Source organism: Maritalea mobilis (assembly GCF_019800885.1).
Classification (GTDB): Bacteria; Pseudomonadota; Alphaproteobacteria; order Rhodobacterales; family Rhodobacteraceae; genus Roseibacterium; species Roseibacterium beibuensis.
Genome location: NZ_JAHVKE010000002.1, coordinates 626,531 through 648,696, shown reverse-complemented (window position 1 = coordinate 648,696; position 22,166 = coordinate 626,531). Strand labels below are relative to the sequence as shown.

General features: G+C 65.8%; 22 protein-coding genes and 1 riboswitch. Of the genes, 7 read left to right on the top strand and 15 right to left on the bottom strand.

Going from position 1 to position 22,166, the window contains the following annotated elements; genetic code table 11:
- Positions 1–75 precede the first annotated feature (75 nt).
- The 3 genes from cmk to trmB all read right to left on the bottom strand — a co-directional run bounded on the left by cmk (position 76) and on the right by trmB (position 3,158).
- A complete protein-coding gene (gene cmk / locus KUV65_RS12030; RefSeq protein ID WP_222190928.1) occupies positions 76–687 on the bottom strand; it encodes a (d)CMP kinase in 612 nt (203 codons plus the stop codon).
- A gap of 220 nt (positions 688–907) precedes the next feature.
- The gene (gene aroA, locus KUV65_RS12025; RefSeq protein ID WP_374107072.1) at positions 908–2,254 is read right to left on the bottom strand and encodes a 3-phosphoshikimate 1-carboxyvinyltransferase; all 1,347 of its coding nucleotides are present in this window, start codon (positions 2,252–2,254) and stop codon (positions 908–910) included.
- 199 nt (positions 2,255–2,453) lie between these two features.
- A complete protein-coding gene (gene trmB / locus KUV65_RS12020) occupies positions 2,454–3,158 on the bottom strand; it encodes a tRNA (guanosine(46)-N7)-methyltransferase TrmB (RefSeq protein ID WP_222190927.1) in 705 nt (234 codons plus the stop codon).
- A gap of 221 nt (positions 3,159–3,379) precedes the next feature.
- On the opposite strand from trmB, the gene KUV65_RS12015 reads away from it, so the two are divergent.
- From KUV65_RS12015 to KUV65_RS12005, 3 genes are read left to right on the top strand one after another with little or no spacing between them, the layout of a single operon-like run.
- Positions 3,380–4,507, top strand: coding sequence for a site-2 protease family protein (locus KUV65_RS12015; protein WP_222190926.1), 1,128 nt, complete (start codon positions 3,380–3,382; stop codon positions 4,505–4,507).
- 37 nt (positions 4,508–4,544) lie between these two features.
- Positions 4,545–5,954: a cardiolipin synthase gene (cls, locus tag KUV65_RS12010; protein ID WP_222190925.1), complete on the top strand. Its 1,410-nt coding sequence runs from the start codon at positions 4,545–4,547 to the stop codon at positions 5,952–5,954.
- 8 nt (positions 5,955–5,962) lie between these two features.
- A complete protein-coding gene (locus KUV65_RS12005; RefSeq protein WP_222190924.1) occupies positions 5,963–6,679 on the top strand; it encodes an endonuclease/exonuclease/phosphatase family protein in 717 nt (238 codons plus the stop codon).
- Here the strand turns inward: KUV65_RS12005 and metK are convergent, their stop codons facing one another.
- The 7 genes from metK to KUV65_RS11970 all read right to left on the bottom strand — a co-directional run bounded on the left by metK (position 6,680) and on the right by KUV65_RS11970 (position 13,151).
- Positions 6,680–7,861, bottom strand: a complete 1,182-nt coding sequence (metK, locus tag KUV65_RS12000; protein ID WP_222190922.1) for a methionine adenosyltransferase — start codon at positions 7,859–7,861, stop codon at positions 6,680–6,682.
- A gap of 6 nt (positions 7,862–7,867) precedes the next feature.
- Positions 7,868–7,917: riboswitch (SAM-SAH riboswitch) on the bottom strand.
- Between the two features lie 28 nt (positions 7,918–7,945).
- On the bottom strand, positions 7,946–9,493 hold the full coding sequence (gene lnt / locus KUV65_RS11995; RefSeq protein ID WP_222190920.1) for an apolipoprotein N-acyltransferase: 1,548 nt from the start codon (positions 9,491–9,493) through the stop codon (positions 7,946–7,948).
- A complete protein-coding gene (locus KUV65_RS11990; protein ID WP_222190918.1) occupies positions 9,490–10,389 on the bottom strand; it encodes a hemolysin family protein in 900 nt (299 codons plus the stop codon). Before KUV65_RS11990 ends, lnt begins: the two co-directional genes overlap by 4 nt.
- A gap of 45 nt (positions 10,390–10,434) precedes the next feature.
- Positions 10,435–10,935: an rRNA maturation RNase YbeY gene (gene ybeY, locus KUV65_RS11985; protein ID WP_222190916.1), complete on the bottom strand. Its 501-nt coding sequence runs from the start codon at positions 10,933–10,935 to the stop codon at positions 10,435–10,437.
- Between the two features lie 97 nt (positions 10,936–11,032).
- The gene (locus KUV65_RS11980; protein ID WP_261331739.1) at positions 11,033–12,040 is read right to left on the bottom strand and encodes a PhoH family protein; all 1,008 of its coding nucleotides are present in this window, start codon (positions 12,038–12,040) and stop codon (positions 11,033–11,035) included.
- Between the two features lie 179 nt (positions 12,041–12,219).
- Entirely contained in the window at positions 12,220–12,555 is a 336-nt protein-coding gene (locus tag KUV65_RS11975; RefSeq protein WP_222190914.1) for a hypothetical protein, read from the bottom strand.
- A 5-nt stretch (positions 12,556–12,560) separates the two neighbouring features.
- Complete coding sequence (locus KUV65_RS11970; RefSeq protein ID WP_222190912.1) at positions 12,561–13,151, bottom strand: OmpA family protein; 591 nt, start codon at positions 13,149–13,151, stop codon at positions 12,561–12,563.
- 445 nt (positions 13,152–13,596) lie between these two features.
- Here KUV65_RS11970 and KUV65_RS11965 point away from each other — a divergent pair, with 445 nt between their 5' ends.
- Complete coding sequence (locus KUV65_RS11965) at positions 13,597–13,929, top strand: hypothetical protein (protein ID WP_222190911.1); 333 nt, start codon at positions 13,597–13,599, stop codon at positions 13,927–13,929.
- 6 nt (positions 13,930–13,935) lie between these two features.
- Here the strand turns inward: KUV65_RS11965 and miaB are convergent, their stop codons facing one another.
- Positions 13,936–15,261 carry a tRNA (N6-isopentenyl adenosine(37)-C2)-methylthiotransferase MiaB gene (gene miaB / locus KUV65_RS11960; RefSeq protein ID WP_222190909.1) on the bottom strand — a complete coding sequence of 442 codons (1,326 nt, stop codon included), beginning with the start codon at positions 15,259–15,261 and terminating at the stop codon, positions 13,936–13,938.
- A 5-nt stretch (positions 15,262–15,266) separates the two neighbouring features.
- Here miaB and KUV65_RS11955 point away from each other — a divergent pair, with 5 nt between their 5' ends.
- Together KUV65_RS11955 and KUV65_RS11950 are read left to right on the top strand one after the other, a co-directional pair.
- The gene (locus KUV65_RS11955) at positions 15,267–16,307 is read left to right on the top strand and encodes a hypothetical protein (RefSeq protein WP_222190907.1); all 1,041 of its coding nucleotides are present in this window, start codon (positions 15,267–15,269) and stop codon (positions 16,305–16,307) included.
- 18 nt (positions 16,308–16,325) lie between these two features.
- Entirely contained in the window at positions 16,326–17,504 is a 1,179-nt protein-coding gene (locus KUV65_RS11950) for an MFS transporter (RefSeq protein ID WP_222190905.1), read from the top strand.
- A gap of 54 nt (positions 17,505–17,558) precedes the next feature.
- On the opposite strand, the gene KUV65_RS11945 is transcribed toward KUV65_RS11950, so the two are convergent.
- Both KUV65_RS11945 and KUV65_RS11940 read right to left on the bottom strand, forming a co-directional pair.
- Complete coding sequence (locus KUV65_RS11945) at positions 17,559–18,032, bottom strand: Hsp20 family protein (RefSeq protein ID WP_222190903.1); 474 nt, start codon at positions 18,030–18,032, stop codon at positions 17,559–17,561.
- 148 nt (positions 18,033–18,180) lie between these two features.
- Positions 18,181–18,984: a trypsin-like serine peptidase gene (locus tag KUV65_RS11940; RefSeq protein WP_222190901.1), complete on the bottom strand. Its 804-nt coding sequence runs from the start codon at positions 18,982–18,984 to the stop codon at positions 18,181–18,183.
- 232 nt (positions 18,985–19,216) lie between these two features.
- Between KUV65_RS11940 and KUV65_RS11935 the strand changes: the two genes are divergently transcribed.
- A complete protein-coding gene (locus KUV65_RS11935; RefSeq protein WP_222190899.1) occupies positions 19,217–19,633 on the top strand; it encodes a hypothetical protein in 417 nt (138 codons plus the stop codon).
- Positions 19,634–19,654: 21 nt separating this feature from the next.
- Here the strand turns inward: KUV65_RS11935 and glcF are convergent, their stop codons facing one another.
- A complete protein-coding gene (gene glcF / locus KUV65_RS11930; RefSeq protein ID WP_222190897.1) occupies positions 19,655–20,983 on the bottom strand; it encodes a glycolate oxidase subunit GlcF in 1,329 nt (442 codons plus the stop codon).
- Between the two features lie 3 nt (positions 20,984–20,986).
- Positions 20,987–22,111 (bottom strand): FAD-binding protein, encoded by a 1,125-nt coding sequence (locus KUV65_RS11925; RefSeq protein ID WP_308124659.1) that lies wholly within the window; start codon positions 22,109–22,111, stop codon positions 20,987–20,989.
- Positions 22,112–22,166: the final 55 nt, after the last annotated feature.

Here is a 22,166-nt window from a genome sequence, read left to right as displayed (position 1 = left end):
CCAAGGCGTCTCCCTCCACTTCGACCACCTGATAGTGAACATGGCCAATGGAAGGGGCATCTGGCAAGCCGCATCCTAGTCGCGGTGCGCCGCGATTTCCCTGATCGCCTTGGCGACCGCCTCTTCGATACTCAGGTCCGAGGTGTCGATGATCACGGCATCGGCGGCAGGCAGCAGGGGCGCGGTTGCCCGATTGGCATCTCGCGCGTCGCGTTCGCGCACATCTGCCAGCACCGTGTCATAGTCGGACGCGATCCCGCGTTCGAGCAGTTCCTTGTGGCGGCGGCTGGCGCGCACCTCGGCGCTGGCAGTGACGAAGAGCTTGGCCTCGGCATCGGGGCAAATGACCGTGCCGATATCCCGCCCGTCGAGCACGGCGCCGCCTGCGCGCCGGGCAAAGGCGCGCTGGAAATCGACGAGCGCCGCGCGAACCTCGGGGATCACAGCGACTCTCGAGGCCGCCTGCGCCACGTCCGGCGTGCGCAAGGCGTCTGGATCGCCGAGGTCGTCCGCCGTCAGCGCCTGCGCCGCCTCGACCGGTTCCTTGCCCGTCAACATGCGCGCGCCCACGGCGCGGTAAAGCAAGCCCGTGTCGAGATGGGCAAAGCCGAAATGCTCGGCCACCGCGCGGCTGATCGTGCCTTTTCCGGCAGCGGCTGGCCCGTCGATGGCCACGGTAAAACTCATCTGCGTCTCCTTCCGGCGTGGATGGTCCGGCCCGCAATCGCAAAGATCAACATGGCCCCGGCCATGGCCACAAGGGCGAATTTGGCTGTCGTCAGGGCATTCGATTGATCCTGCGACCCGCCCCACTGTCGTTGCTTGAGGGCGTGGCTTTGTCCATCTGGGTCACCAGGCAGTGCCAACCAGAGTGCCCCCGATAGCCCCACGCCGTGCAAGCCAAGCGTCAGCCGCGTTCGATCTCGGCGCCCAGGTCGCGCATAAGCCCCTCGAAAATCGGGAAGCTGGTCGCGATCGGGCCGCCATCATCCACGCCGACCGGCTCTTGCGTCGACAAACCAAGGCAGAGGAAGGACATCGCGATGCGGTGGTCGAGATGCGTGGCGCAGGTCGCCCCGCCTTTCACCCCGCCCATGCCGCGCCCGTGGACGATCCACCAATCCGGTCCGTCCTCGACCTCCACCCCGCAGGCGCGCAACCCATCGGCCATGGCCGCGATCCGGTCGCTTTCCTTCACGCGCAATTCCTTGACGCCGCGCATGACAGTCGGCCCTTCAGCATTGGCCGCGACGACCGAGAGGATCGGGTATTCGTCGATCATGCTGGCGGCGCGGGCGGGTGGCACCTCGACCCCCTTCATGTCGGGCGAATAGCGCGCGCGCAGGTCGGCGACGGGTTCGCCCCCTTCCTCGCGCGGGTTCTCGTAGGTCAGGTCGGCGCCCATCTCGATCAGCGTCTCGAACAGGCCCGCGCGCGTCGGGTTCAAACCGATATTCGGCACCAGCACGTCCGACCCCTCGGTGATCAGCGCCGCACAGACCGGGAAGGCCGCGCTGGAGGGGTCGCGCGGCACGGTGATGGTCTGCGGCACCAACTCCGGCTGCCCGGTCAGGGTGATGACCCGGCCTTCGTCCGTGACCTCGGTCGTGATCTCGGCACCGAAGCCCGCCAGCATCCGTTCGGTATGGTCGCGAGTCGCCTCGGCCTCGATCACGACGGTCTGGCCCGGCGCATTCAACCCGGCCAGCAGAACCGCGGATTTCACCTGCGCCGAGGGGACGGGCACGGTGTAGCGCACCGGCAGCGGCTCCGCCGCGCCGACCAGCGTCATCGGCAAGCGGCCCCCGGCGCGGCCCACCGACCGGCAGCCGAAGAGCGCCAACGGGTCCGTCACCCGCGCCATCGGGCGCGAGCGCAGCGAAGCATCGCCGGTGAAGGTCACGGTGATCGGGGTCGTGGCCATCGCGCCCATAATCAGGCGCACGCCGGTGCCCGAATTTCCGCAGTCGATCACGTCCTCGGGCTCGGCAAAGCCGCCCGTGCCCACGCCGTGGACGTGCCAGGTGCCATCGTCGTCGCGCGTCACCTCGGCCCCGAAGGCGCGCATGGCCTTGGCGGTGTCCAGCACGTCCTGCCCTTCCAACAGGCCGGTGATCCGCGTCTCCCCCACGGCCATCGCGCCGAGGATCAGGGACCGGTGCGAAATCGACTTGTCGCCGGGCACATGGGCCTCGCCCGTCAGCGCACCGCCCTTGCGGGCCATCATCGGAACCGGATCGCCATGGCCGGACATGCGCCGCCCTCCCCTTTTGTCAGTCGCGGGGGTGATAGACGCGGGCGCGCGCCTCGTCCACACCCCGCACACGCGCCGCCTCGAAATAAGGGGGCCGACCATCCACACGGGCGAAAGGCGCGGGCGATCGCCCCAAAGGGGCGTGAGGCCGCCCCCCCCCCCCCGGGCGACGTCGCAGACGGCGCAAACCCTGAGGGGATCAGAGCCGACGGAAGGTCAGGTAGTGCGGCACACGCCCCTCGCGCAGCGCCTTCTGTTCGTAACGCGTCGAGATCCAGTCCCCCCACGGGTCGCGCCAATCCCGCGGCCCTTGGGCAAGCCACTCGAACCCCGCCCGTGGCACCTCTTCCAGCGTTTGGCGGACATAGTCGGGGATGTCGGTCGCCACGCGGAATTCCGCACCCGGCTTGAGAACTCGGGCCAGCGGCTCAAGGTGCTCGGGCGTCACGAAGCGGCGGCGGTGGTGGCGCTTTTTCGGCCACGGATCGGGATAGAGCAGGAAGGCCTTGGAAATGGATTGATCCGGCAGCACGTCGAACAGGTCGCGCGCGTCGCCGGGATGGATGCGCAGGTTCTGCACCCCGCTCGCCCGGATCTTGCCAAGTAGCATGGCCACGCCGTTGATATAGGGTTCAGCCCCGATGAAGCCGATCTGCGGGTTGCGCTCCGCCTGATGGATCATGTGCTCTCCGCCGCCGAACCCGACCTCGAGCCACACCTCGCGCCCGGCGAACAGGGCGGCAAGGTCCAGCGGTGTACGCTCGGGGTTTTCGTCCCAGCCCACCGGCCCCGGCGACAACGCGGCAAGGTCCTCTTCCAGATAAACCTCCTGGCTGTCGCGCAGGTGCTTGCCCTTGCGGCGGCCGTAGAAGTTGCGATGCGGGCGCTTGGGCAGGTCTTGCATGGTCACGATCCTCTGGCGCGGCGGCCCCGTCCTCTAGCCCATGCCCATCCGTGTCTCAATCCCCGGCTTGGGCCACAGGGGCGCATGGCGTGGCAAGCTCCCCGACCTCGCCCTGTGGTCAGGCGCCCCTGACAAGGGTCTTCCTTTCCGGGGGCAAGTGCTTACGTTTTTCAGGCGCACATCTCAGACGTGTGTGCGCGGCACGGAAAGGAGATACCTGGATGTTCTCTCACTCGGTCCGCCTGTTCGACCTGTTCGGCTTCGAGATCCGCATCGACGCGAGCTGGCTGCTGATCGCGGCCCTGATCGTCTGGAGCCTGTCCTCGGGCTATTTCCCCGAGGTTCTGCCGGGCCTTGATGCAAGCGGCTACCTGATCCTGTCGGTCGTGGCGATGCTGGGCCTGTTCGGCAGCCTGATCCTGCATGAACTGGCCCACTCCCTCGTCGCGCGGCGCTACGGGCTTGGCGTGGGTGGCATCACCCTGTTCCTTTTCGGGGGTGTGGCGCAACTGGAAGACGAACCCAAAAGCGCCGCCTCGGAATTCTGGATCGCGATTGCCGGGCCGGCCATGAGTTTCGCACTGGCCGGGGCCTTTGGCCTGCTCGCGATGGCCGCGGGTGGGGGCGTTGCCGGGATGGTCCTGTCCTACCTCGCCTCGATCAACCTGATCCTTGCGGTCTTCAACCTCGTGCCTGCTTTCCCGCTGGATGGCGGGCGGGTTCTGCGCGCGTGGCTCTGGAACCGCTCCGGCGATGTGCTGGAGGCGACGCGCAAGGCCAGCACGGCGGGGGTCGTCTTTGCGCTCGCCCTGATGGCGCTTGGTCTGTTCTCCGTCCTTTCGGGGGGCGGCGTCGGCGGCATCTGGATGGGGCTGATCGGCCTGTTCGTGTTGAACGCCAGCCGCGGCACCTACCAACACCTCGTCACGCAAACCAGCCTCAGGGGGTTGCGTGTCTCCGAACTGATGACGCCAAACCCGTTCTGCGCGACACCGGACATGACATTGGCCGATCTCGCCGACGAGGTGATGCTGGCCCATGGCATCAGCTTCGTTCCCGTGGTCGAGGCCGGTGTCCTGCTGGGGCATGTCGACACCGCCCTGATGCGCGAAGTCCCACGCACGGACTGGGGCGTCACGCAGGTCGGCGACATCTTCGCCGCGCTCTCCGAGGATACCGCCGTGCGCCCCGATCTGTCGGCCGAGGAGGCGCTGAACCTGATGGCAAGCGGACCGCAAAGGAAACTTCTGGTGGCCGAGGGGCGTTCCCTTGTCGGTGTGCTGAGCATCCGTGACCTGATGGCCCATATCGCCATCGTGCAGGACCTGGGACGCGGCACCCGACGCTGAGACAGACGAAAAACCGCCCTCTTGAGGAATTTCAGATTTGCTGACCGCCCTGATCGCCATCCTTTCAGCCCTGTCCCTGGCGCTGGCAATCTGGCTGAGCTGGCGGGCAGCACAGGCGGCCCGCACCCCGCAAGGCGCGGTCGGCTGGGTCGTGTTCCTGCTCTCGACGCCGCATATCGGCGTTCTGATCTACGCGATCTTCGGCCCACACAGGTACAAGCGGCAGACCAAGAACCGAAGGGCCAGCCGCCTTCTCTTCGATGACAAGCGCCCGGATCACGACGGGGAGGGGCCGCGTTTGATGGGCGGGATCGACCGCCGCCCGTTCGAGCGTATCGCGGGCCTGCCCTTCGTCGAGGGCAACTCGGTCGAGGTCTTGAAAGACGGCGAGGCCACCTTCAACGCCCTGTTCGAGGCCATCGACCGCGCCGAGAGATACCTGCTGGTGCAGTTCTACACCTTCCGCGACGACCGGATCGGAGAAGAGGTCGTCGACCGTCTGGTGGCAGCGGCACGGCGCGGGGTGAAGGTGCACCTCTACACGGACGCGGTCGGCTCGAAGGACCTCAGTTGGGCGGCCATACGCCGGATGGAGGAGGCTGGCGTCGCCGGGGCTGCCTTGCGCCGCCGGACACCGATCATGCGGCGGCTGCAGATCAATTTCCGAAACCACCGAAAGACCGTGATCGTCGATGGGCGCGAGGCCTTCATCGGCGGTCTGAATGTCGGCGATGAATACATGGGCCGTGACCCGGAGTTCGGGCCCTGGCGCGACACGTTCTGCAGGATCACGGGGCCGGTCGTGCCGCAACTCCAGCTGATCTTTGCCGAGGACTGGCATTGGCTGACCGGGACATCGCTGCGCAAGGACCTCGACTGGGCCGTGCCCGAGGCACAGGGCAGAACCGAGGCCTTGACCGTCGCCACGGGCCCGATCGATGACGAGGACGGCGGCTCGGCCCTGTTTTTCGCGGCCATCTCCTCCGCGCAGGAGCGGGTCTGGCTCAGCACGCCCTATTGCGTGCCGGACCTGGCGCTTCTGTCGGCGCTGAAACTGGCCGCCGCGGCAGGGCGCGACGTGCGCCTCTTGGTGCCCGAGACCATCGACCACTACCTGCCCTGGCTGGCGGCCTTTGCCTATTTCGACGAGCTGACGGAAGCCGGGGTGCAGATCTGGCGCTACAAGGAGGGGTTCCTGCATCAGAAGGCGCTGCTGATCGACGACCATCTCAGCGCGCTTGGCAGCACGAATTTCGACAACCGGTCCTTCCGATTGAATTTCGAGACGATGGTCCTGTTCCACGACCGGACCCTTGCCGCCGAGATGGCCGAGATGCTGGAAGACGACTTTGCCCGGGCCGAGCGGCTGGACCGAACCCTTGATGAACAGCCGCTGTCGATCCGAGTCGGCGCGCCCCTTGCCCGGCTTGTCGCCCCGGTGCTTTGATCGGACCGATGCGGATTCTCAGCTACAACATTCGTAAGGCCGTCGGATTGGACGGACGGCGCAATCCCGAACGGGTGCTGTCGGTGATCGCCCACAGCGGTGCGGACGTGGTGATCCTGCAGGAGGCCGACAAACGCCTCGGCGCGCGCCCCGCGGCCATACCCAAGCGGTTGATCGACCTGGAAAGCGATTATGACGTCGTTGACGTGGCCGCGACCGATGTAAGCCTCGGCTGGCATGGCAATGCCGTGCTGGTCAAAGCGGGCGTGACGGTTCTGGCGACCGAGCGCCTGCATCTGCCGGGGTTGGAGCCGCGCGGCGCGGTCCGGGTGACCGTCGACACCCCCGCGACGGGGCGTGTGGACCTCATCGGGGCGCATCTGGGGCTTTTGCGACGCTGGCGCCGACGGCAACTGGCGGCGATCCGGTCTCATGTCGAGCCGCACCACCGGCAGACCACCATCATCGCGGGCGATTTCAACGAATGGTCCGTCAGCGGCGGGTTCGAGCCATTGGGCCGCGATTTCATGGTGATGTCGCCGGGGCGCAGCTTTCATGCCAGCTACCCGGTCGCGCCACTGGATCGGTTCGCCCATGGATCGGGGCTGAGCCTGACGGATTGCGGTGTGATCCGGACCAGCGAAGCGCGGCGCGCCTCGGATCACCTCCCGGTCTGGGCAGAGTTCGCAACGGCCCCTGAACGGGCCGATGCGAAAGACGGGTGATCAGACGGCAGCCTTGAGCGCGTCGACCAGGTCGGTCCGTTCCCACGAGAAGCCGCCATCCTCTTCGGGCGCGCGCCCGAAATGGCCATAGGCCGCGGTGCGGGTGTAGATCGGTTTGTTCAGACCCAGATGCGTGCGAATGCCGCGCGGGGTCAGGCACATCGTGTCGCGGATGGCCTTTTCGATCTCGGACTCATGCACCTCGCCCGTGCCATGCGTTTCGGCATAGATCGACAGCGGCTCGGCCACGCCAATCGCATAGGAGAGCTGGATCGTGCAGCGCTTGGCCATCCCGGCGGCGACCACGTTCTTGGCAAGGTAGCGCGCGGCATAGGCGGCCGAGCGGTCCACCTTGGTGGGGTCCTTGCCCGAGAAGGCACCGCCGCCATGGGGCGCTGCCCCGCCATAGGTGTCGACGATGATCTTGCGACCCGTCAGGCCCGCGTCGCCATCGGGGCCACCGATCACGAACTTGCCGGTCGGGTTCACGTGCCAGACGGTGTTGTCGTTCAGCCAGTCGGTCGGCAGGACCTCGCGGATATAGGGCTCGACCACGGCGCGCACGTCATCCGAGGTCATGTTCGGATCAAGATGCTGGGTGGACAGCACGATCGACGTCACCTCGACCGGGCGGCTGTCTTCGTAGCGCAAGGTCAGCTGGCTTTTCGCATCGGGGCCAAGCGTCGGTTCCTGTCCCGATTTGCGCACCTCGGCAAGGCGGCGCAGGATCGCGTGCGAATAGAGGATCGGCGCAGGCATCAGTTCAGGCGTCTCGTCGACCGCGAAGCCGAACATGATCCCCTGGTCACCGGCGCCTTCGTCCTTGTTCTCGGCCGCGTCGACGCCTTGGGCGATATGCGCCGACTGCTCGTGCAGAAGGTTCGTCACCTCGACCGTCTCGTGGTGAAACTTCTCCTGCTCGTAGCCGATATCCTTGATGCAGGCCCGGGCGATGTCGCCGATATGGTCGATGTAGTCGTGGAGCTTGTCCTTGTCGGACAGGCCCACTTCGCCGCCGATGACGACGCGGTTCGTGGTGGCAAAGGTCTCGCAGGCGACACGCGCTTCGGGTTCTTCTGCAAGGAACGCATCGAGCACAGCGTCAGAGATGCGGTCGCACACCTTGTCCGGGTGCCCCTCGGAGACGGACTCGGAGGTGAAGAGATAGTTCGATCGGGCCATGAAGGTTGCTCCATTGAAAACATTGTCCCCACGCCAGGAAGCCGTTGCGGGGCCAAGTTGGCTTACGCCCTTGACAGGAAAGGTTCAATGGCGCGCGGACCGACGGCCTGCGACAATTGCGGCCAGGCTTCCCAAAAGGAACAGGGCCACGAGCGGCAGGTCACCCGTTCGGGCGTAAAAGGTCGGCGGCAGGGCAGGCGGCAACGCGGCGTCGAGAACGCCACCCTCGCCAAGCGGCAGCGCCGCGACCACCCGGCCGCGACCGTCGATGACGGCCGAGATGCCGGTATTGGCAGCCCGCAACAGCGGAAGCCCCTGCTCGGCCGCGCGCAATTGCGCCAAGGCGAGATGCTGGTAAGGCCCGGAGAGCGTGCCGAACCACGCATCGTTGGTGATGTGCAGCATCCAGTCGGGACGCGTGGCGACCTGGCGGATGTAGCCCGGAAAGATCGCCTCGTAGCAAATCATCGGGAAAGCCGTGCCGAGCGCCCCGCCAAGCTCGATCAAGTCCGGGCCTGGGCCGGGAACGTAGCCACCGGGCAGGACCTCGGCCAATCCGCGCAGGCCCCATCGAGACAAGGTCTCGGCATAGGGCAGGTATTCGCCGAACGGCACGAGGTGGTGCTTGTCATAAACCGCCTCGATCCGTCCCTCGGCATCGAGAAGGGCCATGGCATTGACCGGGCGCACCCCCTCGAAACGCTGCGCGCCGACGATCACACGGGCGGCTCCGGCGGCCCCGGCGATCTCGGCCCGCGCAACGTCGGAGCGATCGAGGATCTGCGGCAGGCTGGTTTCCGGCCAGATCACGAGGTCAGGTGTTCGCCCCTCGATCTCGGGGGCGGCGGCGGTCAGGGCCAGACCGCGCTGGAAAAAGATCGGGATCATGTCGCGCCGCCATTTGAGATGCTGCGGCGCGTTCGGCTGAACGAGGCGGATGACGGGCGCATCCGGGTCCGGGACCGACGGCGTGGGGGCGACGGCGATCAGTGCAACGGACAGACCCGCGGCGACAGCCAGGGAAAGAACGGCCCACCCCAAGCTGCGGAGCACCAGCCCGGCCATCAGGGCAGCGAAGCCGAGAACGATCAAGTTAAGGCCCAACCCTCCACCAAATTGCGCCGCGGACAGGAAAGGGCTGCCAATCAGGATGTGACCGGGGAAGGCCCAGGGGAACCCCGTCAGGACGACACCGCGCGCCGCCTCCGACAGCAGCACAAGCCCTGTCAGGGCCGCCAGACGCCAGCCGAGGGCGTCCTGCGGCAGCAGGCGGCGCGCCAGGTAGGCGGGCAGCGCCCAGAACAGGGCCAGACCGCCCGCCATGAAGAAAAGCGCAAAAGGCGCCATCCAGCCATGGCGCGCGGCATCGACGAAGAACGGCTCGACGATCCAATGCAGAGCGACGGCGAAATAGGTCGTTGCGCCAAACCACGCGATCCAGGCGGCCCGGCGCGCCGTCGTGGCGAGCGAGGCGAGCAGCAAAAGGCCCGCAAAGCCGACCCAGCCGAAGACCCACAGGTTGAACGGAGCCAAGCCAAGCGCCGCGATCGCACCGGACAACGCCGAGAGCGTCAGCCGTTCGCGATACGTGCGCGCCTCGATCCACTCTGCAATCGCAGGGGGGTGGATCACTCCGCCCTCTTGTCAGGCAACCGCACGCGCAGGCGCTTGATGCGGCGAGGATCGGCGTCGATCACCTCGAACTCCACGCCGGTATCCTCATGCGGAACAACCTCGCCCCGTGCCGGAACGCGACCGGTCAAGAGGAAGACGAGACCGCCGAGCGTATCGACTTCTTCCTCGTCCTCATCCTCGGTCAGGGACAACCCGATCTCGGCTTCGAACTCGTCCAGCGGGGCCCGCGCCAGCGCGATGAAGGAACCATCGCCCTCCCGCGTCCATGGCTGAGCCTCTTCGACATCGTGTTCATCCTCGATCTCGCCGATGACCTGTTCGATCAGGTCCTCGATGGTCACGATCCCGTCGACCCCGCCATATTCATCGATGACCAGCGCCATATGGGTGCGTTCGGTCTGCATCTTGGTCAGCAAAACGCCGATGGGCATGGAGGGCGGCGCATAAAGCAGTGGCCGCAGCATCTTGCGCAGCGAGAAATCGGTCGCCTTGCCGTTGAAGCCATAGCGCAGGGCCACGTCCTTCAGGTGGATCATGCCGATCGGGCTGTCGAGCGTGCCGTCATAGACGGGCAAGCGGGTCAGCCCGGATTCGCGGAACACCTCGACAAGATCGGGCAACCCCATGTCGCAGGGGACAGACACGATTTCGACCCGCGGGACGGCCACGTCCTCGACCCGCATGCGACGCAGGTTAGACATGCCGAAAGACCGCTGGCCCAAGGGCTGCGCCTCTGGATCGGGTTCGTGGGAATCAATGATTTCGGCCTCGTCCTCGGAAGAAGACGATCCGAATATTCGGGCGAGAAACCCCGGCCTCTGGGCGGGGGTGTCATCCTCGGAGTCCTGCGCGCCACGCGCCGCGGGAGACGAGGGGTCGGGGTTCGAGCTCATTGCTCCTTTCCAGATCTGCAAACCGGGCCTGAAACGCCCGTCAGGTCAATATGGGTCAGGGACCCCCAGTCTGGCAAGGATGCGCACCTCAAGATGCTCCATCAATTCGGCATCTTTGTCGGTTTCGTGGTCGAATCCGAGCAAATGTAGCAGCCCGTGCACCAAAAGATGGGCGAGGTGATCCTCGAGCGGCTTGCCAGCCTCGGCGGCTTCCCGCGCGCAGGTCTGGTAGGCCAGCGCGATATCGCCCAGTTCCTCGGGCGGACCATCGCCCGTCAGCGTCGGCAGGTCGGGCATATCGCCCGGGGTTTCGGCCCCGCGCTCGTCCGATGGCCAGGAGAGCACGTTGGTCGGCGTCGGCTTGCCCCGGAACTCAGCGTTCAGGGTCGCGATCCGGTCATCGTCGCAGGCTAGAAGGCTGACCGCAAAGCCATCCGGGGCGAGCGCGAGCTCAACCAAGGCCGCCTCGAAGGCCTTGGGCGCGAGGGTTTCAAGCGCGGTTTCGTCCCACGCGTCGGCCTCGATCAAGATATCCACGTCGATCATGGGCGCCCCATAGCACCACGCCGCGCAGGCGCGCCAGTCAGTACTGCGGCAGCTTCACACCCCGCGCGTGCCGGTCCAGCAAACCGGAGGGCGCCCTTTACGTGTCCTCGGCTTTCTCGTCATAGGCCTCGATGATCTTGGCGACCATCGGGTGACGCACGACATCCTTTGCGGTGAAGTAGTTGAAGCTGATGCCTTCGATCCCGCCGAGAATCCGCTCCGCCTGAACAAGACCGCTGAGTTGCCCGCGGGGCAGGTCCACCTGGCTTCGGTCGCCGGTGATGACCATGCGGCTGCCCTGCCCCAGCCGGGTCAGGAACATCTTCATCTGCATGGTCGAGGCGTTCTGCGCCTCGTCAAGCACGACATAGGCGTTTGACAGGGTCCGTCCGCGCATGAAGGCCAGCGGCGCGATCTCGATCGTCTTTTCCTCGATCAATTTGCCCAGTTGCTTGGCGGGCAGGAAATCGTTCAGCGCGTCGTAGAGCGGCTGCATGTAGGGGTCGACCTTGTCCTTCATGTCGCCAGGCAGAAAGCCAAGGCGCTCACCGGCCTCAACCGCCGGGCGCGACAGGATGATGCGATCGACATGGCCGTTGATCATCTGGTTCACGGCGACCGCCACGGCGAGATAGGTCTTGCCGGTGCCGGCAGGACCGATCCCGAAGGCCAGCTCGTTCTGGTAGAGGTTGCGGACATAGTCCTGCTGCGCGCGCGTGCGCGGCTCGATCGTTTTCTTGCGCGTGCCGATTTCCAGTGGCCCGGCGCCGAACATCTCCATCTGGTCGCCGTCGCGCGCACCGGTCTCCTCGGCGGAATCGCCAAGGCGCACCATGGCGTCGATATCGCCGGGTTCGACCGATTTGCCCGATTCCAGCCGCGCATAGAGGCGCTCCAGAACGCCGGCCGCTTCCTCTCGCGCCTCTCCCAGCAGGGCCAGTTCGTTGCCCCGGCGCAGGATATGCACGGAAAGGAGATGCTCGATTTGCGCGAGGTTGCGATCAAACTCGCCGCATAATTCGATCAATAGGCGATTGTCCGGAAATTCCAGCAGTCGTTCGACGGGCGGCTCGGCAGCGGGCTGCGGCAGCGTGGTGGTCGCCAAACGGGATCTCCCATCTTGAGGGTTCCGACTGGGATCAGAGTGACCGCGCCCCGCCTCGAACGCAACCTGTTGTGTGGGATGTCACGAAATTTTCTTTATCCTGTGTGTCAGGCGCCGGACCTTGCCCAAAACAAAGGCGGGCGCAAAACGCGCCCGCCGAGGAAAATTTTCGTTTGCCTTCAGAAGCCGGGAGTGAAGTCCGGAATGCCCGGATTGCGGCTGATGTCGCCGACGACGTAGTTCGGCGGCGCGATATCCGTGCAGACCGGCAGACCCGACACCGGGTCGAGGCGACGCGACCAATAGCCTTCGAGGCCATCGTCGATCATCCAGATGTGGCAGCCATCGGGATCGATATAGATGCCGGCCTCAAGCTGACTGAGGCTGCCCGAGTCGAACCCGGTATCTTCGCCGATGGCGATCAGACGGGCATCGTCCGAGCTTTGGCAGGCGGTCAGCGCGAACGCGGAAATGGCAAGGGCGACAGCCCCCCGAAGAGAGAGTTTACTGGTCATGGCGGTCACCTGTAGCACACGATTTCGACGCGACGGTTGCGCTGCATGTTCGCGGCGCTGTCATTGGGCGCAACCGGGCGGCGCTCACCGTAACCGATCTCGCGGGCGACGCGGGCGCCGACCGACCGGGCGACGTTGGCGACAGCGGCGGCGCGGCGCTGGCTGAGGCGCATGTTGTATTCGTCCGAGGCACGGCTGTCGGTATGACCGTAGATCGCGTAGGCAAAGGCCCCCGCCGACGAGAAGAACTGGCGCAGCTGCTCGCGGCCCGAAGTGGTCAGGCGCGCGCTGTCGGTGTGGAACAGCACGTCCGAGTTGGACACGGCGCAGGTGTTCACATCGAGGCAGACCGGCATCCCGGTCTCGGGGTTCACCCGGCCCTCCATGTATCCTTCGACACCCCCATCGGCGACCCAGTGCAGGCAGCCGTCGGGATCAACCCAGAGGCCCGGCTCAACCCGTCCGGTCACGATGACAGTATCCTGCGCCGCGGCCCTGTCCGCGGTCGCGATCCAGGCGCTGGCCACGACGGCGCAGAGGCCGACACCGCGCGCGATCGCGCGTGAAACTATGGCAATCACACAAACATCCCCCATTCAAACCGGTATGCGCTTTCGAAACGTTGGCAGCCGTTCAAGAAAACGCCTTTGATTTCTTGACGATAGCATCTTTCATCCACAAAGGAAGGGGAATCTGGCCTGCCCTGTTGCCGCCTCGGAAACAGCATATGGGTGATTCGAGCACTGTTGCGGCAATATGCTGTGAATTATCCCCACGAGTCCGATCTGCGACGAGACTCGGTTGCGCCAAGTCGGACCAAGACCCGCTTCGGAGGCCCTTTGGCCTGTCCTTTGTGCCAGCGAAAGCAACCAAGCGCCGGCGGGCCCGCGATTGTTTCCGCGTATGTCGAATCTTGGGGGCAAACACCTTGCGCGGTGGCGCTTCGTGATATGGTCGAACGGTCGCGGGCTTGAGGGAGTCGCGCGCGGCCCCAGTCAGGCCGTGGCGCAGCCCCTGATGACTGCCAACTGGGGGAAGACAATGACGTACAAGACACCACTGTTCGCGGCCATATGCGCCGCCGGCCTTCTGGGCCCCGTTCCATCCGCCGTTGCACAGGATCACGCCTACAACGTGCAGGCGCAACGGCAGGTCATCACGATCAGCTGCTATCGTGGGCCATGGGATGACGTGATCTGGGATCGACCGAACCCGCAATTCACCGACAGCCTGGTCGCCGCGGGCTACACGCTGCCCGAGGCCCACGCCATCGGCGAGCGGGTCTGCCGCGACCCGTCGACGGTGCATAACCCCGACGGCATGATCGCCGTCCTGAACCAGATCATCGCGCAAAGCCCGCCGGGCCGCCGTTGATCGGACTCAGCCGAGCAGACGACCGGACAGGGAATTCGGGCGGCTCTCCACGATCTCGACCCTGGCGATCTGCCCGGCAAGGCCCTCGGGTCCGTCCACATGCACCGCGTGGAGGTATTCCGACTTGCCGACCATCTGGCCAGGCATGCGGCCCGGTTTCTCGAACAGAACCGACACCGTGCGCCCCACCATCGCGTCCTGGGTCGCACGCTGCTGCTTGGTGATCAGGGCTTGCAGCCTTTGCAGCCGGTCGTCGGCTTCGGCTGCATCGACCATCGCGCGTTCGGCGGCGGGCGTGCCGGGGCGCGCGGAATACTTGAAGGAATAGGCCGTGCCGTAGCCCACGGTCTCGACCAGATCGAGCGTGGCCTGGAAATCCTCTTCCGTTTCGCCCGGGAAACCGACGATGAAATCGCCCGACAGGTGCAGATCGGGCCGCACCGCGCGAATACGCTCGATCAGGCGGATGTATTGCTCGGCCGTGTGCTTGCGGTTCATCGCCTTCAGGACCTTGTCCGACCCCGCCTGAACCGGCAGATGCAGATAAGGCATCAGCTTGTCGCAATCGCCATGGGCGGCGATCAGGTCGTCCTCCATGTCGTTGGGGTGCGAGGTGGTGAAGCGGATGCGATCCAGCCCGTCGATCTGCGCCATCTCGCGGATCAGACGTGCAAGGCCCCATTCCCCGCCATCCGGGCCTGCGCCATGATAGGCGTTCACGTTCTGCCCGAGTAACGTGATCTCGCGCACGCCCCGTTCGACCAGTTCACGCGCCTCGCGCAGCAGGCGGTCGGCCGGGCGGCTGACCTCGGCCCCGCGCGTATAGGGCACCACGCAGAAGGAACAGAACTTGTCACACCCTTCCTGCACGGTCAGGAAGGCGGTCGGCCCACGCTTGGGCAGACGCGCCTTGGGGAGATGGGCGAACTTGTCTTCCTCGGGAAACTCGGTGTCGAGCGCCTTTTCCCCACGCCCGAGCGCTTCCATCATCGACGGCAGGCGGTGATAGGTCTGCGGCCCCACGACCAGATCGACCATCGGCTGGCGGCGCATGATCTCCTCGCCCTCGGCCTGCGCGACGCAACCCGCCACCCCGATCTTCAGATCGGGGTTCGCCTCGCGCAGCGGCTTGAACCGGCCCAACTCGGAATAGACCTTTTCCGCGGCCTTCTCGCGGATGTGGCAGGTGTTCAGCAGGATCATGTCCGCGCCCTCGGGGCTCTCCACCTGCTCGTAGCCCTGCGCGCCCAGGGCCTCGGCCATGCGCTCGCTGTCGTAGACATTCATCTGGCAGCCGTAGGTCTTGACGTAGAGTTTCTTCGTCCCGGTCATGGCGCGTGTTCCGTAAGCATTCTTTGACCCGCGGCATGTATCGCATGGGGGCAAGGCTATCAACGCCCCTGCCCTCACACCCGGTTGAGCGATTGCAAATCGGCGCGCCCGGGGCCAATCTGCGCAAAACCGCGCAGGCCAGCGCGGGCGGGGCAGACACGGATCAGGCAGGCATGGATTTCGACACGCTGGATCAGTTCAAGGCAGCCCCCAAGGGGCAATACGGCAAAGGGCCCTTCGCCCTCGTCATTGCCGAGGACAGGGTCGAACTGGCCTCGACCCTCGATCACGTACAGAGCCTTGGCTTCAAGGCGATATTCGTGCTGGCCCCCGCGGGACTGGACGTGCCGCCACCCCCGGCCGGCGCCGAGAAGACACGTCACATCATCCGCCATCCGTCCCGCCAACCCGGCGCCGTGACCAAGGCTGTGAACGCCCTGGCCGAGAAGGTGCCGGGTGAATGGGTGCATTACTGTTTCAACGGCGAATACCTTTTCTACCCGTTCTGCGAGGATCGCACCGTCGGCGAGATGACAACCTGGGTGATGGAGGAACGCCGCAGCGCGATCCTGACCTATGTGATCGACCTCTATGCGCCCGACCTCAACATGCATCCCGATGCCGTATCCCTGGACACTGCGATGCTGGACGGTTCGGGCTACTACGCCCAAACGCGAAAGAACGCCGCCGGCGACGTGATGGAGCGGCAATTGGACTTCTACGGCGGCCTGAGATGGCGGTTCGAGGAACACGTCGCCCAGCCCAAGCGCAAGATCGACCGTGTCGGCCTGTTCCAGGCCCAGCCAGGGGTTCACCTGCGCGACGATCACACGCTGAGCGACGAGGAAATGAACACCTACACCTGTCCGTGGCACAACTCTCTGTCGGCGGCGATCTGTTCGTTCCGGGTGGCGAAGGCACTGCGCACGAACCCCGGTTCGCGCTACGACATCTCGGATTTCAGATGGCACAAATCGGTACCGTTTCACTGGTCGTCGCTGCAACTGATGGAACTGGGGCTGATGGAACCGGGGCAATGGTTCTGAGCCCTTGCGCCTGATCCCATGAGCGTTCTGCGCGATCCGCCCATCCTTGCGTTCATGCTCGCGCAAACCCTGATCTGGGCGGCAATCTTCTACAGCTTTCCCGCGCTTGTTCTGCACTGGCAGCAGGATTTCGGCTGGTCTGCGACGGCGGCCATGGGGGCCTTCAGCGTCGCGCTGGCGTTGCAAGGGCTGGCGGCGCCGTCCGTCGGTCGCCTGATCGACCGGGGCTTTGCGCCCCGTGGGTTTCCGATTGGCGCGGTGGGTGCTGTGGTTGGCCTTGTTGCGCTTACACAGGTTCAGGGCCTCTGGGGGTTCTACGCGGTCTGGGCGTGGCTGGGGGTGATGATGGGCTTCACGCTTTACGATGCCTGCTTTGCCATCGTGACACGGGCGCGCGGCGCGTCGGCCCGGCAGGCGATCACCGCCATCACGCTGGTGGCGGGTTTCGCCTCGACCATCGCCTACCCTTTGACCGCTGCCGTGACCGAGGCCGCAGGCTGGCGCGCTGCCGTTTGGGTGCTGGCTGGCCTCGTGCTGATCCTGAACATTCCGCTCGCCACATTCGCCGCCCGCCGGCTGGAGGCCGAGGCCCGCGACCGGACGCCGGTCCCGCCAGCGCAGACAAAAAGCAAGGGCCGCAGCCCGTTCGCCCGGGCAGAGTTCTGGCCGCTCGGGATCGGTTTCGCGTTCGGCGCACTTGGCACCGGTATTCTGCTCAGCCACCTTTTGCCGCTTATGGCATCGCTTGGCGTGGTGGATGCGATGGCGATCCTGGCGGCCTCTCTCATCGGTCCGGCGCAGGTGTCCGGGCGTATCATCCTGACACCGGCAGGCGCGCGCGTGCAGGCGCGGCACCTGTCGCAAGCAGCCTTCATCATGCTGGCCTTGGCGTCCTTGGCCTTGGCCGGGGCGGCAGCGTTTCCCTGGCTGGTCCTCGCCTTCGCGGTCGGACAAGGCCTTGGCTATGGCGTCATCAGCATCCTGCGCCCGGTCGTGACCCGCGACGTCATGGGCGACGCCGGTTTCGGCGAAAGCGCGGGGGCGGTCGCGCGCCTGTCGCTTTTTTCCTTCGCCTTGGCGCCGGGGCTCGGGGCGATCCTGGTCGATCTCGCGGGCTATGGCGCAGTGATCGCGCTGTGCGTCCTGGCCCCGCTTGCCGGGGTGTTCAGCCTGCGCCGCCTGCGCGTGGCCCCCTGACGCAAAAAGGGCGGCCCGATCGGGCCGCCCTCGCAACAGTCTCGCAACACGCGATCAGGCGGTTTCGGTATCGGCAGCCTTCTCGGCCTCGATGGCCGCCGGACGCGACGAGGTGATCTCGATCTGGCGCGGCTTCAGGGCTTCGGGCACTTCGCGAACGAGATCGACATGAAGCATGCCGTTCTCGTGGGTCGCACCGGTCACGCGGACATGGTCGGCCAGTTGGAAGCGCTTTTCGAACGCGCGCGTCGCGATCCCGCGATGCAGGAAGGTGCGCGGCTGCTCGTCCTTGGCCTTGCGCGCGGCGATCACCAGTTCGGTCTCGCGCTGTTCGACGCTCAACTCGGCCTCGGTGAAGCCGGCCACGGCGATCGAGATGCGATAGGCATCTTCGGCGGTCTTCTCGATGTTGTAGGGCGGGTAGGTGCTGGCCGCGGTGTCTTGCGTCATCACGCGGTCGAGCAGGTCGGCCATCCGGTCAAAGCCGACAGTGGCACGGTAAAGCGGCGAAAGATCGTAGTTTCGCATGGGTCATCCTCCATTGAGCGACAACTTATGTGGGCGACAGCCCCGAACCCGGGCGCTGCCTGAACGATACGCCGACCCGTCATTGGCGTCGGCATACGCAAAATTTGGGATCGTGGCGGACGGGTTTCAAGCCCGTTGCCATATCGGATCAGGGGCGGATGAAATGGCCTTCCAAGCGCCCGCGACCGGTCGCGCCGGGGCGGATGATCGTGACGGCCCCGCCGGATGCGTGGCCACCCTGCATGGCCATCAGGTCGTCCAACCGGCCCTCCAACGCGACAGCCAGGGACATCGCGCCACCCGCACTGTCCCGCCCGCTGGCCGCCATGACCGCGATGATCTCGGGTCCATCGACCGTCATCCGCATGACCGGCGCACCGGAACTGCCCTGGTCGACGCGACAGGAAAGCGACCGCACGCTGTCGCGCCGCATGAGGATTTCGCACCCCTCCTCGATGGAAGCGAAGGCCTCGCGATCCTGGCCGTAGGAAACCACGGTCACCTCCGTGCGCGGCATAGCCCCCCTGCCCGACGGGATGGGTGCAATCCGCCCCGTGCGCAACGGCAGGTCCAGTTCAAGTAACGCTAGGTCCAGCGCGATCATCGACAACTCGGTTCGGTTGGCCGCGACATAGCCCGGCGAGACGTGGCTTGCCCGCACGCCCCTCAGCGCCTCGGGGCGTCCGTTTCGCAAGCCGGCCTGAAACAGAAGCGCATCATCGCTGAGTCGGGCACCGGTTCTCGGATGATACAGGCAATGCGCCGCGGTCAGCACCAATTCGGGTGTGATCAACGTCGCGGTGCAGAAACTGACCCCGGTGTCCAGACGACCGACCGCTTCCCACCCCCGGATGTCGTCGCCGGTGGTCAGGCTATGCAAAGGGCCGTCCTGCTGCGCGAGTGCCGGAAACGCAGCAAGGACCGCCATGAGAAGGACCGAGAGGTATTTCATGCGCGGACAGGTCAGATTCGGGTGGCAAGGACGGTGCCCATGCAATCGGGCCGAATTACGGCACCAAGGGCGGTTGCGGCCATGGCAGCCCAAGCCCCCCGCCTTTGACCCGAATCAAGGCCATGTTTCGTGCTTGGGCTCAGGACTTTTCAGGACACGACCTGCAAGCGCCCTGATCACGCGAGAGGAGAACGAAATGGCCCTATCCAAATACCGCCCAACGTCATTTTCCGTGGCCCTTTTCCTGGCCTTCATCTGCACTGCCCCGGCCGTCGCGAACGATCTGTGCCAATGGGCGAATGACGGCGATTGCGACGATCCTTCGGTCTACGGGGCGGTTTCGGGGCTCTGCGCGCCGGGGACGGACAGCAGCGATTGCGCCAATTACACGGCGCCCGAGAACATCGACAACATCTGCCTCTTCGCCAATGACGGCGAATGTGACGATCCCACCGTCGAGGGCCACGTCACCTCGGCCTGCGCCCCCGGCACTGACAGCTATGATTGTGCAACCATCGCCATGGAGCCGCTGGAACCGATGGAGGAGGACCCCCTCAGCGACGCCTGCCCGCCGGGCACGATCATTGTCGACGGAAGCTGCGTCGATGAGGACCTCCTGATCGAGGAAGACGTACCCGATGAAAAGTGAGCGTCAGCCAAAATAGGACAACTAGCGCAGGATCGGCACCTCGGCCGCCCCCTCGCGCTGCAAGGCAGGCGGCTTTGGGCCACCCGTCGCCCAATCCAGCAACTCGACCGTGTGGACGATCGGAACCTCGGTGCCCGAACCGATCTGCATCATGCAGCCGATATTGCCTGCCGCGATCAGGTCGGGCTTGGTCATTTCCAGCGTCTCGACCTTGCGCTTCTTCAGTTCCTTCGAGATCTCCGGCTGCATCAGGTTGTAGGTCCCGGCAGACCCACAGCACAGGTGACTGTCCACCGGCTCCACGACCTTGAAGCCCGCCGCCTTCAGCAGGTCCTTCGGCAGCGTCTTGATCTGCTGCCCATGCTGCAAGGAACAGGCGGCGTGATAGGCCACCTTCAGGGGCGTGTCTCCGCCGACACCGGCCCCGTCCGGCAGGCCCAGCTTCGTCAGAACCTCGGAGACATCCATCGCGATACCAGCCACCGCAGCGGCGTCATCGGCCAACGCGTCCTCGCGGAACATGTGGCCGTAATCCTTCACCGTCGTGCCGCAACCGCTGGTGTTGATGACGATGGCATCGAGCCCCTCGCCCTGCATCTCGCGCGTCCAGGCGCGGATGTTCTTCGCCGCCGAGGCATGGCTTTCGTCGGATTTTCCCATGTGATGGGTCAACGCCCCGCAACAGCCCTGGCCATCGGCGATCACGACCTCGGCCCCCAGCCGCGTCAGCAGCCGGATCGTGGCGTCGTTGATATCGGTATTCAGCGCCCGCTGCGCGCATCCCGTCATCAGGGCGACCCGCATCCGCCGCTCGCCCACCGCCGGAAAGACCTGCGCATCGTCGTTGCGGCTGACCGGCGGGATCTGCTTGGGCGCCATCTCCAACATCGCCTTCAGCCGCGCATCTGGCATCAGGAACGCGAAAGGCCGCCCGATCTTGGCCCCGAGCAGCGCCAGACGGAACCGCCCCGGATACGGAATGATCCGTGCCAGCACCCAACGCAGCGCGCGATCCATGAAAGGGCGCTTGTAGGTCTGCTCGATATACTCCCGCGCGTGATCGACAAGATGCATGTAATGCACCCCCGAGGGGCAGGTCGTCATGCAGGCAAGGCAGGACAGGCAGCGGTCGATATGCTTGACGGTTTTCTCATCCGCGGGCCGCCCGGATTCCAGCATGTCCTTGATCAGATAGATCCGCCCGCGCGGGCTATCGAGCTCGTCGCCCAGGACCTGGTAGGTCGGGCAGGTCGCGGTGCAGAACCCGCAATGCACGCAGGTGCGCAAGATCTCGTTCGAGCGCGCGGTCGCCGCATCTTTCAACTGCTCGGGTGTAAATGTCGTCTGCATCGCTTACCCCATGAGACCGGGGTTCAGAATGCCCCGCGGATCGAATTTTTCCCGCAACCCCCGCGACAGCCGCGCCAGCGGCTCCGGTTCGGGTTGAAAGACCGGAAGCTTAGCGCGCGTCTCCACGCTGGCCCGGACCAGCGTCGCGTGGCCATCGAAGGCGCCGAGCCGACCGCGCAGGTCGGTGCCCTCGGGCACCAGCACCCAGATCAAGCCTCCGCCCCAGTCGAACATCACCTTGCCGCTGGTGCGCTCGGCGATCTCCGCGCCATCCGAGGGTTTGACGGACAGGCGCCAGACATCCCCGGGCGTCCCGGCGAACGCCTCCACATCGCGGATCGCGCGCCATGTCGCCGCAACCTCGGCGCTGCCGGTCTCGACATGGGCTGCCCCGAACCGCTTCAACGCGTCGCCCAGCTTGCCACTGCGATAGGCGACGCTGTCGGCAAACCCCTCCAGCCGCAGCACTGTCACCGGGCCGCCGTCGGCATCCGGCAGATGCGCCGCCCCGCTCACCTCGTAGGGCGATCCAAGCGCCACCGCCATCGCCTCCACCGCCTGCGCCGGGCTGAGCCCTGGCAGCGACACCGTGGCCTGGGCGGCGGGCGCGGGCAGGACCTTGAAGCTCACTTCCGTCAGCAAGCCGAGCGTGCCGTGACTTCCCGCCATCAGCTTCACGAGGTCATAGCCGGTCACGTTCTTCATCACCCGCCCCCCGTTCTTCAGCCGCGTGCCAGCCCCATCGACGAACCGCACCCCGATCAAGCTGTCGCGGCAGGCCCCTGCCTGGATGCGCCGCGGGCCAGAGGCATTGGTGGCCACGACCCCGCCGATGGTCGGCGTGCCATCCGTCCCCAGCAACGCGCGGTGATCCATCGGCTCGAAGGGCAGACGCTGGTTCTCTTCGCCCAGAACACGCTCAACCTCAGCCACCGGCGTCCCTGCCCCAACCACAAGGGTCAGCGCGCCCGGCTCGTAAAGCTCGACACCGGACAAGCGCGCAACCGATAGCGTATCCCCCTCCACGTGCCGTCCGATCGGTCGGGTCCCGCCCCCCGCGATCCTCAAAGGCCCGCTGGCGGCAGCCACCATTTCGCTCAGTTCCTTCTCGTCGGCAGGGGTCAGCACCACGCCCGCTCCTTCATCTTGGCAAGAAAACTCTCGGGGGAGCGCGAGGGGGCAG